Raw genomic sequence first — 13,348 nt, 5'->3', positions numbered from 1 at the left:
GCAAAATGGGAGCGCGCCCGGCGCTGCTGCGCGCCGATGCGATCGCCATCATGGTTTTTGTTTCAGCAGGATCAGGCCGCAATTTTTATCTCCGGCGGCTGTTCCCGATCCATCAATTTGTTAAATAGATAAGCGACATCCACCGCCTGAATCAGCAATCGGCCTTCATTGGCCTTGATAACCTGCGCCACCAGCATGCCGTCGGCGTGGCCGGCAAATGGGGTCGGAATGATCTGCTCCGGATTGAACTGCGGCACGCCATGCAGCTCGCCGACCAGCAAGCCGAGCGTCTGATCGCGGTAGCGCACGATGATGACCTGGCTGCCGCTGTCGATCACGGAAGGCGTGCCGCGGATCAGATGGCCGAGATCGAACACCCATACGAATTTTTCGCTTTCGTTGTCACGCTGCGGCGCTAGCAAGCCTATGCGCTCGGCGCGGCCATCCATCGACACCGGCGACACTTGCGACGCCGGCAAGGCTTCCATCGCAAACTCCGCCGGCAGCGCGAACAAGGCTCCATCGATAAAGAAAGTGGCAAACTCGCGGCCGTTGGTTTGCGTAAAATCAGCCGTCAGGGCGGTGTCGGCCCCGGCGCCAACCCCGCTGCGTTCGCGCACTGCGCCGAAGGTATCGAACACCACCGCCAGCACATCTTCGCGGTAACCATCGGAGACCTTGAACTCGCGGTAACCGCAGGATGCGGTGCAGCCCAGAATCGCGTAATGGCCATCGTGGATCACGATGCGCGAGGCGCTGGCCCCGTTCGGCAGCGCCAGCAAGGCGGCGTCGATTTCCAGGCGCGTGCCGACCGGGCGGCTCGGGTCGGTGCTGGAAATTACGATGCCCTGGCGATCGACGAAGAAGGCGGTGCTGTCTTTCTTGCCCGCCAGCCCGCCGCGCAGCATGGCTGAAAATTCAGCCGCGGCGTCAAACACAATGCCGATGCCGCCGACTACCTGCCGCTCATCCTCGGGAGCGCGAATCGCCGCATGGTAAATATAGGTCGGCGCAGCGCCATACAGCGGCGTCGGCGCAAAGGGCGAGACGTGATAATCCTGCTCGGTGCGCAGCGCGCGCACCTGTTCCAGCGTCGCGGCGTCGATGCTGGTGCCGATCACCGAAGCGCCGTCCTGCTCAGGATGGGTGCAGGCGACGATGCAGCCGCTGTCGTCGTAGACAAAGATGCGGGCGTACACCGTGTACAGGCGATTGATATATTCCAGAATGCTGTTGATGCGGGAGGTGGTTTCCCAATCGCGCTGCGGCGCTGCGAGCGCAGCCCGCAATTCCGGCGCCAGCGCCCACCAGCGACAATCATCCGCGCGCTCGTATAAATTGCGATCCAGCAGGTCGACCAGCAGATGCGAGACGAACTCGGCATCGCGCAGGCTGGACGCCAGCACGGTCTGGTACAGGTCGTTGATGGATTGGGTAAATAGCGCGTTGCTGCGGGCGCCGGTTTCGCTGATCTGGTCCAGGATGGTTTTCAGTTTCAGCAGCTCGTCGTGCTGCCCGGCGGTCATCACCTGGCCGTTCCAGACTACGCGCCGGATCGTTTCTGCGGCAGTCATGATTTCATACAGCGGCGGGCAAAACGATTGCGCGTGCGACAACAGCCCGTCGGAAACCGCCGGGTCGAGCGCCGCCAGCGCATTGCTGCGGCCGCCGGTAAATGCGACTTCGACCGGAATCATGACTTGCCCCTTCCAGCCGTTTGGCCCCATATAGCCTTGATAGCCGACGGCGGCAAAGGTCTGGACCAAATATTCGCGGCCGCCCAACATCATCAGTTCGGGCGCTGCATTCTGATTGACCGGCACCTGCGCGCCGAGCGGAATCCAGAGCGGATCTGCGCTTTCGATGACGCGATTGTCGCCATCCAGCAGCAGCATGTTCGAGCGCCCCGCAGGATCGCGATGCGAGTGAAAAATGCCGGCCATTTCCTGCTCGAAGTTAAAGCACAGGCACAGCACGCCGACGGCGACGCCGGTGTCCGGATGCAGCATCCGGCGCGAGTAAATCAATGCCTTCTGCTTGCCTGGACGCAAGTCGCTGGCGCGAAAAGTTTCGACATAATTGTCCGACGCCAGCGTCAGCGCAAGCAGCGCATCGGCGCTGCCTTCCAGCGGCGTGGCGTCGTCAATCTGCACCAATACATTGCCGGCGACATCGAGCAAAATTATCTCGTCGTAGACCGTGTATTTGCTGCGGTAGGCGCGCAAGCGGGCCCGGATCATATCCTGGTTTTCATGCAGCCCGGCGGCGAACGCGCACAGCGCGTTATCGGTGGCGAGAAAGCCGACGTCGGCGGTACGCTCATACAGATTGCGCACCACGATGTCGATCACGTACTGGGCCTTGGTGCCGATTTCGCTCTGCACTGTGGCCACTTTTTCGCGCACCAGGCTGGCCACCAGTTCCTGCTCCAGACGGTTGAAACCGGCGCGCGTGGCGGCCATGGTCGGCAGGATGGCTTTGGCTTCCAGCGGACAATTCATCTTGGCCGAGGCTTCGATGATGCGCCACATCAGGTTCAGCTCGTGCAGCGATTGCTCGCAACGGATCACGTCGCGCATGTAGGGCAGAAAGGTGTCGATCTGAAGCTGGGCGGTGTGATGCATTTTGCGCATCCTGTGAAAGAGAGTGCAGGTACCAGGCAATCAACGCAATAGGTTGGACATGGCTTGCGAAAAATGAATCAATCGGCGGGTGCGCGCGGCGCATCCGCCTGCGAATATATTTTGCGCCGCCTGGTATATATACCAGGCGGCGTATTTATTGATGTCGCAATTGATTTATGCGGTGAATGCCATATTTATGGGCATACTCCCGTTTTTTTATTGCATCCAGCGGCGCGGCCGGTATTGTGCCGGGCCGCTGGATGCAATCCAGTCAAATCAATAGTGATACGCCGATTCGCCGTGGCTGGTGACGTCCAGGCCTTCGCGTTCGGCGTCTTCCGCCACCCGCAAGCCAAGCACCATATCCACCAGTTTGTAGGCAATCACCGACACCACGCCGGACCAGATGACGGTCAGCAGCACAGCCTTGGCCTGGATCGCGACCTGGCTGGCGATCGAAAACTCGGCTGCGCCGGTGCCGCCCAGCGCCGGCGCAGTGAATACGCCGGTCAGCAGCGCGCCCAGGATGCCGCCGATGCCGTGGACGCCGAACACGTCAAGCGTATCGTCAGCGCCGAGCATGCGTTTGAGGCCATTCACGCCCCACAGGCAGAGCACGCCGGCCAGCAAGCCGATCACGATTGCGCCCATCGGGCCCACCGTGCCGCAGGCCGGGGTGATTGCCACCAGGCCGGCAACGCAGCCGGAGGCCGCGCCCAACATCGACGATTTGCCTTTCGACAAAGCTTCGCCGGCAATCCATGACAGAGTCGCCGCGGCCGGCGCCAGCAAGGTGTTGATCAGCGCCAGCGACGCGCCCGAAGTGGCTTCCAGATTGGAGCCGGCATTGAAGCCGAACCAGCCGACCCACAACAGCGAGGCCCCGACCATGGTCAGTGTCAGCGAGTGCGGCGTCATCGATTCTTTGCCGAAGCCGATCCGCTTGCCGACCATGTAAGCGCCGATCAAGCCCGCCACCGCGGCGTTGATATGCACCACGGTGCCGCCGGCGAAGTCGATTGCGCCCATTTTGAACAGCAAACCTTCGGTAAACCAGACCATGTGGGCGATCGGCAGATAGCTGAAGGTGAACCAGATCGCGGCGAACAGCAGCACCGCGCTAAAGCGGATGCGTTCGGCGAAAGAGCCGACGATCAGCCCGCAGGTGACGGCGGCAAAGGTGGCCTGGAATGCGATGAACACGAACTCAGGGATTTTTACTCCGGCAGTAAATGTGTCCGCCAGAGAATCCTTGCCCACGCCCAGCAGAAACAGCTTGTCGAAGCTGCCGATAAACGCATTGGTGCCGGAAAACGCCAGGCTGTAGCCGTATGCGGCCCACAGGATAACGATCAGGGAAAACACCACGAACACCTGCATCAGCACCGACAGCATGTTCTTGGCCCGCACCAGGCCGCCGTAAAACAGCGCCAGGCCGGGAATCGTCATCGCAATCACCAGCACGGTGGCCGTCATCATCCAGCCGGTATCGCCCTTGTCGACGGTGGCCGCCACCACTGCGGCCACCTCGGTTGCGGCCTGCGCCCCCGACGCCGCCAGCAGGGCGATCAGCGCCCCAAATCCTGCATGTATTTTTTTCATCTGGATTCCCCTTCGCTTGTCTATTTGCTTAACGTGTTTAATTTGAAATGCGTTAAAGCGCGTCCTGGCCGGTTTCGCCGGTGCGGATACGGATGACTTGCAACAAATCCTGGACAAAAATCTTGCCGTCGCCGATTTTTCCGGTGCGCGCCACTTTTTCGATGGCTTCGATAACCTGTTCCACGATGGCGTCATCGACGGCCGCTTCGATCTTGGTTTTCGGCAGGAAATCGACCACGTACTCGGCTCCGCGATACAGCTCCGTGTGGCCTTTTTGGCGTCCGAAACCCTTGACTTCGGTGACCGTGATGCCATGCACGCCGATATCCGACAAGGCTTCGCGCACCTCGTCGAGTTTGAAGGGTTTGATGATTGCAGTAATGATTTTCATGGGAACCTCGATTGGGCTGGGTGAAATAAACTGTTTCAAACCATCATTAGCAGAACTCGTGCCAGCTCCCTGAGGTATGATTTTGGCTGGCTTCCAAACGGGATGCCTGCCTGGCCCAAGCCCCATTGCGCACCATTGATGGGCGCTTGTGCCAACATCGATCCACCATTGCACCAAAATTGTGCGCTTGCCTACGATAGGAAACATCATGAACAAAGGCAATTTTTTGAACGACTTCCAAAACAAGATCAACCAGGTGCTGGAAAATTCGCCGGCCAAGGGAATGGAAAAGAATGTCAAGGCCATGCTCAACCAGGGCTTTGCCAAGATGGACCTGGTCACGCGCGAAGAATTCGACATTCAGACCCAGGTGCTGGCTAAAACCCGCGCCAAACTGGAGGCGCTGGAAACCCGCGTGGCCGAACTCGAAGCGCAACTGACCAAATAAGCGGATGAGTCTGGCAGTCCTGAAAAGCCGCGCACTGACCGGCATGCACGCCCCGGAAGTCACCGTCGAGGTGCATCTGGCCAACGGATTGCCGAGTTTTACGATAGTCGGTTTGCCGGAAACCGAGGTCAAGGAATCGAAGGACCGGGTGCGCGCCGCATTGCAGAATGCGCGCTTTGAATTCCCCGCCAAACGCATCACCGTCAACCTCGCGCCGGCCGATCTGCCGAAGGAATCCGGCCGCTTCGACCTGCCGATTGCGCTCGGCATCCTGGCCGCCTCCGGCCAGATTCCGGGCGATACGCTGGACCAATACGAGTTCGCCGGCGAACTGTCGCTGTCCGGCGCGTTGCGCCCGATTCGCGGCGCGCTGGCGATGACTTTCGCGATGCACAAGAATCGCGCAGGCGGTCGCCAGCGCGCCTTCATCCTGCCGCGCGCCAGCGCCGATGAAGCCGCGCTGGTGCGCGATGTGACGATATTACCGGCCGATTCGCTGTTGCAGGTATGCGCCCACTTCGGCGCATCCGACGCCGATGCAAGGCTAAAGCCGCATGTGGTGAGTGCGCTGGAGATGCGGCCCGAATATCCGGATTTTGCCGAGGTAAAAGGGCAAGTGCAAGCCAAGCGGGCGCTGGAAGTGGCGGCCGCCGGCGGTCACAGCGTGCTGATGGTCGGCCCGCCGGGCACCGGCAAGTCGATGCTGGCGGCACGCTTTCCCGGCATCTTGCCGTCGATGACGGAAGACGAAGCGCTGGAATCGGCCGCCGTGCAATCGCTCACCAGCGGCTTCTCGATTGACCGCTGGAAAGTGCGGCCCTATCGCGCCCCCCATCACACCGCTTCCGGCGTGGCATTAGTCGGCGGCGGCTATTAATTCCAACAAAAAATTAGACTGTATATCGCTACTCTGTACTGAATATTGCTGACTTGTACTGCTATCCGTGGCTACTGAGCCAAGTTTTCTAGCATATCTTTGGGGGATCGTCTGCAGTTCCGCCACAAAAAGCAATCGTTGAGTAAGCGTAGTAAAGAGTCAATTAATCTTATCTCGGAAAATATGTTTGACATTCAACAGCCACATACACCATGGGTTCCGTTTGTTTATATTGTTGACTCTCCTTCAGATGCGGATCTTTTCAATGGTTATAGCATCGGCATGGGCCTCAGGGACGCGCTCACAGCCATCAGAGTTCCTTGTTTCTATCAATGGCTACAAGCAAAAGAGCATTTGAGGAGGCATTTCGGCACAGGCTCCAAGAAAGCGTAAATAGAATGTAATCAGGGCAATCAAATGCATATCCCTTCATCCATTTATGCATGCACGGAAACTATGACGGCATTGGCCTGACCGATGGAACATTCTTAAATTGGAACGAATTGAGAATGATTTTAATTGAGCATAACCACATTAAGGGTTTTGACCCGTTTGTATGCATGGCGTCCTGTGAGGGCATCAAGGCCACAAGTATGGCTCATGCATTTGATAGCGCTTTCAATTTCCTTATCGGGAATACTGGCAAGGTATTTCAGGCCGACCTTACGGTCGGATACCTCGCTTTTTACAATCATCTCTTCTTTAAGACCGGTACCAGCATTCCGTCCGCGGTCGAGGCGATGAAGGCGGCTTCAGGAGATTCAAATTTTTTTTACGCCGAAGGTAAGAAAATCAAAGAGCAGCAACTACTAGAAATGCGATCCTCAATTCCATATGGCTCAAATTTTGGAAACATATGAGAACGTTTATCAATTTCGCGCTGGTGTGATCGATCCAAGATCCATAACCAAGGAAAATTATGACGCATTCAATCTCGATTATTGTCGCCAAAGAGGAGAGTCCATTCCAGGTACAGGATCGATGTTTCTGCTGCAATAAGGAATTGGCGAGTGCAATTGATGGCTCAATAGTTTCATATGATGCTTGGCCTACGCCAGAAGCTTTAACTCGGGTGATGATGCATCGTGACTGCGCATTTGCCATGGCGCAGCGAATAATCTGCGACGCTTGGCCCAATCGCCGTGCTGGTGATGTTTTGATGAATAACGACCGCTAGGCCAAAGAGAAAATGTGATGTCAATAGTTGATACGCCTGTTCCAATTGGTATGCTGCCAGAATCAGCGGTGTACCTTTTAGCTGTTATTGAAGTAAAGCGAGAGGATCGAATACTTTGCCAAGCAATAGGTTGCGGCCATTCGGTCTTCAAGCGTATCCATATAATGAAAGTTGATAATGCATTTAAAGTGTTGGGCTCGCAATGCTTTAAACGCTTGTACGGGCACTTAGGCAGGGATGTGTCAACGCCCAGATATGGATCTTCAGATGGAATGTGTTTGACCGATGATGAACGCCTAGTGCTGCTTGATAACACGGAGCGGTTCATCGCAAAGCTAGAGGCGGCGAGGCTTGAGGCCGAACTCGCAGATGCTCAGCACCTAGAAGACGAGCAGGAACGTCTGAAGAAGCTTGCAGCGCTTAACATGGATCGGATAAGGGTTCCCGACATTTTTTCGGACAACGCAACTTACAAGACACCACAACATCTTCCGTTTGATGACGGCGCCGCAATGCGTTGGATGTGGGTACGTTCGCTCGTTGAAGGTCGTAGCAGGATCGAGCAATATATTTCCAGCGATAAGAGAACCGGTGAGAAGGATCTGATTATCAGATATTTCGGAGGTGGCTCGCGGTCTGATCCTTGGGCATTTTCTCTTAATCTGAAACACCGCCATTCTATACCGATGGAAATAACACTTAGTATTTTGCATGAATTTGCACTTATCGAGTTGCCGCCTGTTTGTGTAACAAGAGTTGAAGGTCTCGCGCCACAACAATAGATCGGGAAAATATGAGTTACTCAGCAATTGTTTATAAGGCAATGATCGCATCTCCAAGTGATGTCGGCCCAGAAAGAGGAGTCATCCGAGAAGTCCTTAATCAGTGGAACTATGTCCATTCAGATAGTCGGAGTATTGTACTGATGCCGATAGGTTGGGAAACACATTCTTCGCCAGAGATGGGAGATCGGCCGCAAGCAATTCTTAACAAACAAATATTGTGCGATTGCGATTTTCTAATTGGCGTTTTTTGGACTCGAATTGGCACCGCAACGGGCGAGTATGCAAGCGGCTCAGTCGAGGAAATCGAAGAGCATTTGAAAACGGGAAAGCCGACTATGCTCTACTTCTCAGCTGCACCAGTTGTGTACGATAGCGTTGACCCTACACAGTATGAACAGCTCAAACAGTTCAAAGAAGCATGTCGGATTCGTGGAATCTATGAAGAATACGACGACCTGGTGGACTTTAGGAATAAATTTGATCGGCACCTTCAGCTTAAGCTCAACAAAGACACTTCCTTCGTCGGCCATAGTAATTCCGCGACAGATATCGATGAGACATTAACGTTTATTCACGCCCAGCCAAAGCTATCTCGCGAGGCTATTGTGCTATTGAAAGAAGCGTCTAAAGACGGCCAGATTCTTCACATCCCGCATTTAGGAGGGACCATTGTGCAGGTAGCGGGAAAGAATTTGGTCGAAAATTCAGCCCGGTCTGTGGCCATCTGGGAGGGAGCAATGAACGAGCTTGAAAGTAACCACCTTATTCTTAGTGCAGGCTCAAAGAGAGAAGTTTTCCGCCTGACTCGTGAAGGGTACGAAATGGCAGACCGTCTAACCTCCTAAATGTGAAGGAAAAAGCATGGCGGTAATTTTGAAAAAGGATGAAAAGGTGACTGCGGTTGTGGAGGCGTTGCAGGCAGGTTTTTCTGTAGATGATTTTGTCACGAAGTTTAAAAATATGCATCCCAAAGACTGGGAGAGAATCCAGAAGAGCTATCGAGATCATGAACGTAAAACGAAACCAGGCAAAACGCACCCTATGCCTGCCCCTGAGCAGTATTTGAAGAATTGCCTCAATACCCGGTCAAAATCCAAAGTCTGACCGTTTGAACCGAAATAAGGGAAACCGATGGCAATTATTCAAGCCGCAGTCGGTGAACACATAAAAGAATTCGACGAAGGCGTGGGCATTGATGCAGTCTGGGCGTTCGTTGATTCACACATGGCACGCGCCGACAAAGAAAAAGCAATTGTTCTAATGGACGATAGTGGCGCTACCATCGGTTGTATCTGGGATAGTTCACTGTACTACGCCCATTGGGAAACTCCAGCGAAGATGCAAGCGTATTTTGATTTAGCTTGCTTTGACAGAGGTGAGTAGGGAAGATCTTTGCAAATTTCAGGAAAGAAATCCCGCATGCGTGCATATATTGTGAAAACTTGTGATGGCTATCTCTACCCTTGTGAGGGTGATGTATCGTTTACGGATGATAAGGATCATGCTGGACACTTCTCCAATACCGGCGAAGCGGACGACACAGCACAAGGACTTGGATACGCAAAAGGTAACTATCAAGTGATCCTAGTGGATGTGAAAAGCGATAAGCTGATTAGGAACTGAGCCTGTCAGATTTTTTGTGTGAAGATTGAGTGCAGTTGCGTCCAACATCGCCAGCGTTTCGCCCCGAGGTACTTCACCATGCAAACTCTGGTGGTGGGCCAGGTTCACCGCAAGCAATCGGGCGCATTCTGCAAGTTGTTCTTTTAGTGGCTTGAGCGATGAGCAGGTCAGCTAATTTATCGAATTGATCAAAGACGGACAGGTCCGTTATGCTGCTGCCTTCATTGAGGATAGCGCTGGTATGAAATCAATCCCGGTGCGACGCACCAGCTCATCGTAGCTGATCGGCTTGCCGACACGCGCCTCATCAGTATTGTCGAGCCAATGCGCCCATGCCCGCCCGGTCGATCGGTCGTACACCAGCTTGAATAAATGTTGCGGAACCCATACCTTGTTCGAGCCGATGGTGGGGTGATTTGGTTCGAACACCGGACCAGTAATTACAAAAACATCCCCGGCAGCACGCATTACATATTTGCGGGTGGCTTTTTCAATGCCAGCCCATGACTTGCGGTTGTTGACGGCATATTGCGGCACCATGTTCGCCAGCGAGAAACTTTGCGCCATCGACTCTTCCGTTGCCATGTCGCCAGCAGGGGCCATGTGCCCACGATCCATGCCTGAGTTTTTGTAATCCTCTAACTCGGCGCGTTCCGCTCGTGGCAGCCGGGCATCGGCAAAAAACCGTGTTCCTCTGGCCACTTTGACTTCCAATTGTTCTTTATTGAGTCGTTGTGCCACATACATCGGCGTGCGGCTTTTCCCAGAGTGCAGAACCGCAAAGCCGCTGTAACACAGTGCCCTCGGCGCCATGGTTTGATTTTGAAGGACTGGTGGCTGGGCATTGGCGAACATCTGCCGGCATTGCGAGAAATCGGCGTTCGCGGCAAGGCTGGTCGAAACCGCTGTCAGCAGCAGGGCTGTGGCGGCAAATTTATTTATTAATGTGGTCAATCTATTTCTATTCAAATGTGTATTACGGTGACTCATAGGCCACACTAATAACCGTTTTATCTGTGTAATCGCGTAGGATTTCTTACCTTCAAAACTCGATTTTCAGTCGGAGCAATATCTCTACGCTCCAGAATTATGTAGCAACCGGACAATATTAATAATCAATAGATTCTAATGAATACAAATATTTGCGACGCAATTCTGAAGCCCTATACCCGTGACAGAATATCAATCGCGTCCTGCCAGTTCACTGCCCCAACGACAGGAACTTGGTCGAACACCATTATGTAGCGATAGTTACGTCCAGCACAGTCCTGCCACAGCTTACCCAACTCAACTTTAGTGTCAGAGTCGTCGTTTTTTAAGTGCTCGCCCTTGGTTTCGATCAATACCAAGGTGTTACGTTGAGTCCGAGCGATGAAGTCGGGGTAATGGTTAATTGCACCGTTTAGGTTAAAGCCGCGTGTCTGGTGATTACGATGCCACCAGCGGATATTGTCTGCCGATGCCAACCAGTCGGCCATAAGGCTTTCCAAATTGGTGCTACCGGCACGCTCTTCCCGCTCGTAGAGGGTATTCGCTGATGGCGTATACAGCGCTACAGGGTGCACCTCCTTGGGAAATACATAGCTATCCGTAGCAAACACTTCGTCAGTCCGTACCCATTGGAGGAAGCTCTTACGGCGGTAACGTGCCATCTCAAGCCGAACTCGCTTCCTTACGACTTCGACAAAGGCATGCTGTTGTTCTAACACCTCTTCAAGATCGGCGGCTGACATGCGTCCCAGCAGCTTGTCGATATAGGCTCGCAAATCGGGTTCACCCAATGGTGGCATTTTACCCAGCCAATTGCTAACTAGCCCGGCCAATTCCCGTCGCTTCGACTCAGGCGAAAGAGTCGCCAGATAGTCACGAAGCTTACGAATTTCATAGCTCTTGAGATGCACACGTGTTGGCTCGTAATCTGCCATGCCTGCTGCATTCAATGCTTTTAAGTCTATCTGTGCGACATCTCCAGCCGTCAAATTCGGCTTAAAGTCATTCAGATCGCAATCGGCCAATCGGAAACGTTCCAGCAGCATATCGCGGTCAAGCAGCGTACCCCCATCAGTTTCAGCGAATAGACTGTCCTCATCCACACGACGATAGAACTGTGGCATACACAGATTGGAAATCTCGTTTACAAAGTCGTTCCGTAGTGGGTAGCTATTCATCATTTCACGTTGTTCCGGTGCAATGTATCGGCCGCCAAGCTTGGCCGCTGCTTGATCAAGTTGGTTGCTGGCTTCCTCGCCACAGCGAAGCGTGGTCTCAACCGAATAGATGGCGGCGGAATCAGTTGTTGCCGGAGCATCTACTGTTGAGGTACTTACGGCCGCTGCCGAATCGATTGCATTGGCCGTTGCAGATGTTTGTGGCTGCGCCGCTGGATTAAACAGGTCATAAGAAGTCGTCACTCCATTTGGCAAACAGGCAACCGGCGCGGTGCTATCAGATGAAGGCACGTCGGGCGTGCGGTAGTCGTTGCGGCTAAAGCCAGCGCGATTGAGACCAGCGACGATCTTTTCCAATGCCAGAGAGAACACCGACGAGGCGGTAAGCACATAGCTCATATTCAGCGGTGCTTGTCCATGGAGGCGGATATACGGCTGGCGCAAAATTCGGCCAAGAATCTGCTCCACGTCGATAGCCGATGACCTATCCGCCAACGTTGCCAGCACATAGGCGAATGGACAGTCCCAACCTTCTTTGAGCGCGTTCACGGTAATGATGAAGCGTACAGGGCAATTGTCCGCCAACAGGTTAATGCCTTTGAGCTCATCGACGTTGGCGGTCTTGATTTTTACCCAATCCGGATCGATGGCATGTTGCTTAACTAACTCGTCGCGTAGCTTCTCAAAGCTCAGGCTGTCGCCCTTGTTTTTCGGCTCGGCCTGAAACAGTACGATGGGCCGAATATAGGAACCGCCATTAACTTGTTCCTCCTTCGCTTCAGCTTCCAGGCGCGCACGTAGGTCGATAGCATGGGCAATCACTGCGGCCTGATCTGGTAAATTACGAACCACCACCGGCAGTTTGACCATGTGTGCATCGCGCAGCGCCATTGCATCAACAAAGCTGACAATGTTTGCGCCTTTACGTGGCGTTGCCGTCAGTTCCACCACACAGCTTGGCTTCAATCGCGCCAACATCTCGCGTGACAGTTCTGACGTTGCATTGTGGCTTTCATCCACAATCACTACCGGGCTAAGACTGGCAATAGCCGCGACCAGTGATTCCGGGTCAATATCCTCGTCTGCTTCGCTATCACTCACATCTGCGCCGAACGACGTTAGTGCTCCGTTCTGTTGGTAGAGCTTGCGGTCGTCTTTGTTCTTGGCGCGCAGGCTGTCATAGGTAAGCACTGCAATAACCACTTCGTCGCGTACCGAATCGGCATTGAACTGACCGCTACCGGCCAGCAATTGCTCCTTCGTTAGTACGCTCACCCGTTCCCCCAATGCCACGCGCAGTGCCAGCCAATAACCATCGCCGACCGCATTGAAGCGGTTAAGCACCTGGTCCTTGATTGACAGCGACGGCACCAACCAGATACACAGGCGTGGCTCACCGCGTCGCTTACCGAGCGCATCCAGCACCTCTCGTAAGGCGTAGATGCCGATAAGCGTCTTACCGCCAGCGGTTGGCACCTTGGCACACAGTTGCGGCGCATTGTGGGACTGCGGTTGGTAGGGCGGCATACGTGCCGCACCTTTTTCATCCCAATGTGCACGGTAAGCCAGCACCGGATCATCGCAAACCTGCCAGCGCGCCAAAAATGAGCGTAGGTCGTTCAGGACAATATTTTGATATTCGTTCGGATGCAT

The 13,348-nt window shown here is 54.2% G+C and carries 14 protein-coding genes and 1 pseudogene; 10 read left to right on the top strand and 5 right to left on the bottom strand.

Translation table 11 applies throughout. The annotated features are described in order from the left end of the window. Positions 1-71 precede the first annotated feature (71 nt). The 3 genes from FKCLFG_RS15945 to FKCLFG_RS15935 all read right to left on the bottom strand — a co-directional run bounded on the left by FKCLFG_RS15945 (position 72) and on the right by FKCLFG_RS15935 (position 4,617). The gene (locus FKCLFG_RS15945) at positions 72-2,624 is read right to left on the bottom strand and encodes a chemotaxis protein CheW (RefSeq protein WP_472614044.1); all 2,553 of its coding nucleotides are present in this window, start codon (positions 2,622-2,624) and stop codon (positions 72-74) included. Between the two features lie 276 nt (positions 2,625-2,900). Beyond that, positions 2,901-4,226, bottom strand: coding sequence for an ammonium transporter (locus FKCLFG_RS15940; protein ID WP_472614043.1), 1,326 nt, complete (start codon positions 4,224-4,226; stop codon positions 2,901-2,903). A gap of 52 nt (positions 4,227-4,278) precedes the next feature. Further along, entirely contained in the window at positions 4,279-4,617 is a 339-nt protein-coding gene (locus FKCLFG_RS15935) for a P-II family nitrogen regulator (RefSeq protein WP_472614042.1), read from the bottom strand. 208 nt (positions 4,618-4,825) lie between these two features. Here FKCLFG_RS15935 and FKCLFG_RS15930 point away from each other — a divergent pair, with 208 nt between their 5' ends. From FKCLFG_RS15930 to FKCLFG_RS15885, 10 genes and pseudogenes are all read left to right on the top strand, one after another. Continuing rightward, complete coding sequence (locus tag FKCLFG_RS15930) at positions 4,826-5,065, top strand: accessory factor UbiK family protein (protein WP_472614041.1); 240 nt, start codon at positions 4,826-4,828, stop codon at positions 5,063-5,065. A gap of 4 nt (positions 5,066-5,069) precedes the next feature. Further along, a pseudogene (locus FKCLFG_RS15925) lies at positions 5,070-5,936 on the top strand (YifB family Mg chelatase-like AAA ATPase); the annotation flags it as partial. Between the two features lie 189 nt (positions 5,937-6,125). Beyond that, positions 6,126-6,335 carry a hypothetical protein gene (locus FKCLFG_RS15920; RefSeq protein WP_472614040.1) on the top strand — a complete coding sequence of 70 codons (210 nt, stop codon included), beginning with the start codon at positions 6,126-6,128 and terminating at the stop codon, positions 6,333-6,335. Between the two features lie 50 nt (positions 6,336-6,385). Further along, positions 6,386-6,802 (top strand): hypothetical protein, encoded by a 417-nt coding sequence (locus FKCLFG_RS15915; protein ID WP_472614039.1) that lies wholly within the window; start codon positions 6,386-6,388, stop codon positions 6,800-6,802. A gap of 59 nt (positions 6,803-6,861) precedes the next feature. Next, positions 6,862-7,119 carry a hypothetical protein gene (locus FKCLFG_RS15910; RefSeq protein ID WP_472614038.1) on the top strand — a complete coding sequence of 86 codons (258 nt, stop codon included), beginning with the start codon at positions 6,862-6,864 and terminating at the stop codon, positions 7,117-7,119. A 17-nt stretch (positions 7,120-7,136) separates the two neighbouring features. Further along, positions 7,137-7,901, top strand: coding sequence for a hypothetical protein (locus FKCLFG_RS15905; RefSeq protein ID WP_472614037.1), 765 nt, complete (start codon positions 7,137-7,139; stop codon positions 7,899-7,901). Between the two features lie 11 nt (positions 7,902-7,912). After that, on the top strand, positions 7,913-8,749 hold the full coding sequence (locus FKCLFG_RS15900; RefSeq protein WP_472614036.1) for a hypothetical protein: 837 nt from the start codon (positions 7,913-7,915) through the stop codon (positions 8,747-8,749). Positions 8,750-8,765: 16 nt separating this feature from the next. Beyond that, on the top strand, positions 8,766-9,008 hold the full coding sequence (locus FKCLFG_RS15895) for a hypothetical protein (RefSeq protein WP_472614035.1): 243 nt from the start codon (positions 8,766-8,768) through the stop codon (positions 9,006-9,008). Positions 9,009-9,035: 27 nt separating this feature from the next. After that, positions 9,036-9,287 carry a hypothetical protein gene (locus FKCLFG_RS15890; protein WP_472614034.1) on the top strand — a complete coding sequence of 84 codons (252 nt, stop codon included), beginning with the start codon at positions 9,036-9,038 and terminating at the stop codon, positions 9,285-9,287. A 9-nt stretch (positions 9,288-9,296) separates the two neighbouring features. Next, a complete protein-coding gene (locus tag FKCLFG_RS15885) occupies positions 9,297-9,527 on the top strand; it encodes a hypothetical protein (protein WP_472614033.1) in 231 nt (76 codons plus the stop codon). Between the two features lie 207 nt (positions 9,528-9,734). Here FKCLFG_RS15885 and FKCLFG_RS15880 read toward each other — a convergent pair whose 3' ends face one another. Continuing rightward, positions 9,735-10,517 (bottom strand): DNA/RNA non-specific endonuclease, encoded by a 783-nt coding sequence (locus tag FKCLFG_RS15880; RefSeq protein ID WP_472614032.1) that lies wholly within the window; start codon positions 10,515-10,517, stop codon positions 9,735-9,737. A gap of 173 nt (positions 10,518-10,690) precedes the next feature. Further along, a complete protein-coding gene (locus tag FKCLFG_RS15875) occupies positions 10,691-13,348 on the bottom strand; it encodes a DEAD/DEAH box helicase (protein ID WP_472614031.1) in 2,658 nt (885 codons plus the stop codon).

This window comes from Gelidimonas denitrificans (assembly GCF_055694065.1).
Note: the sequence above shows the minus strand (reverse complement) of the source record. Positions and strands in the feature narration are given on the sequence as shown.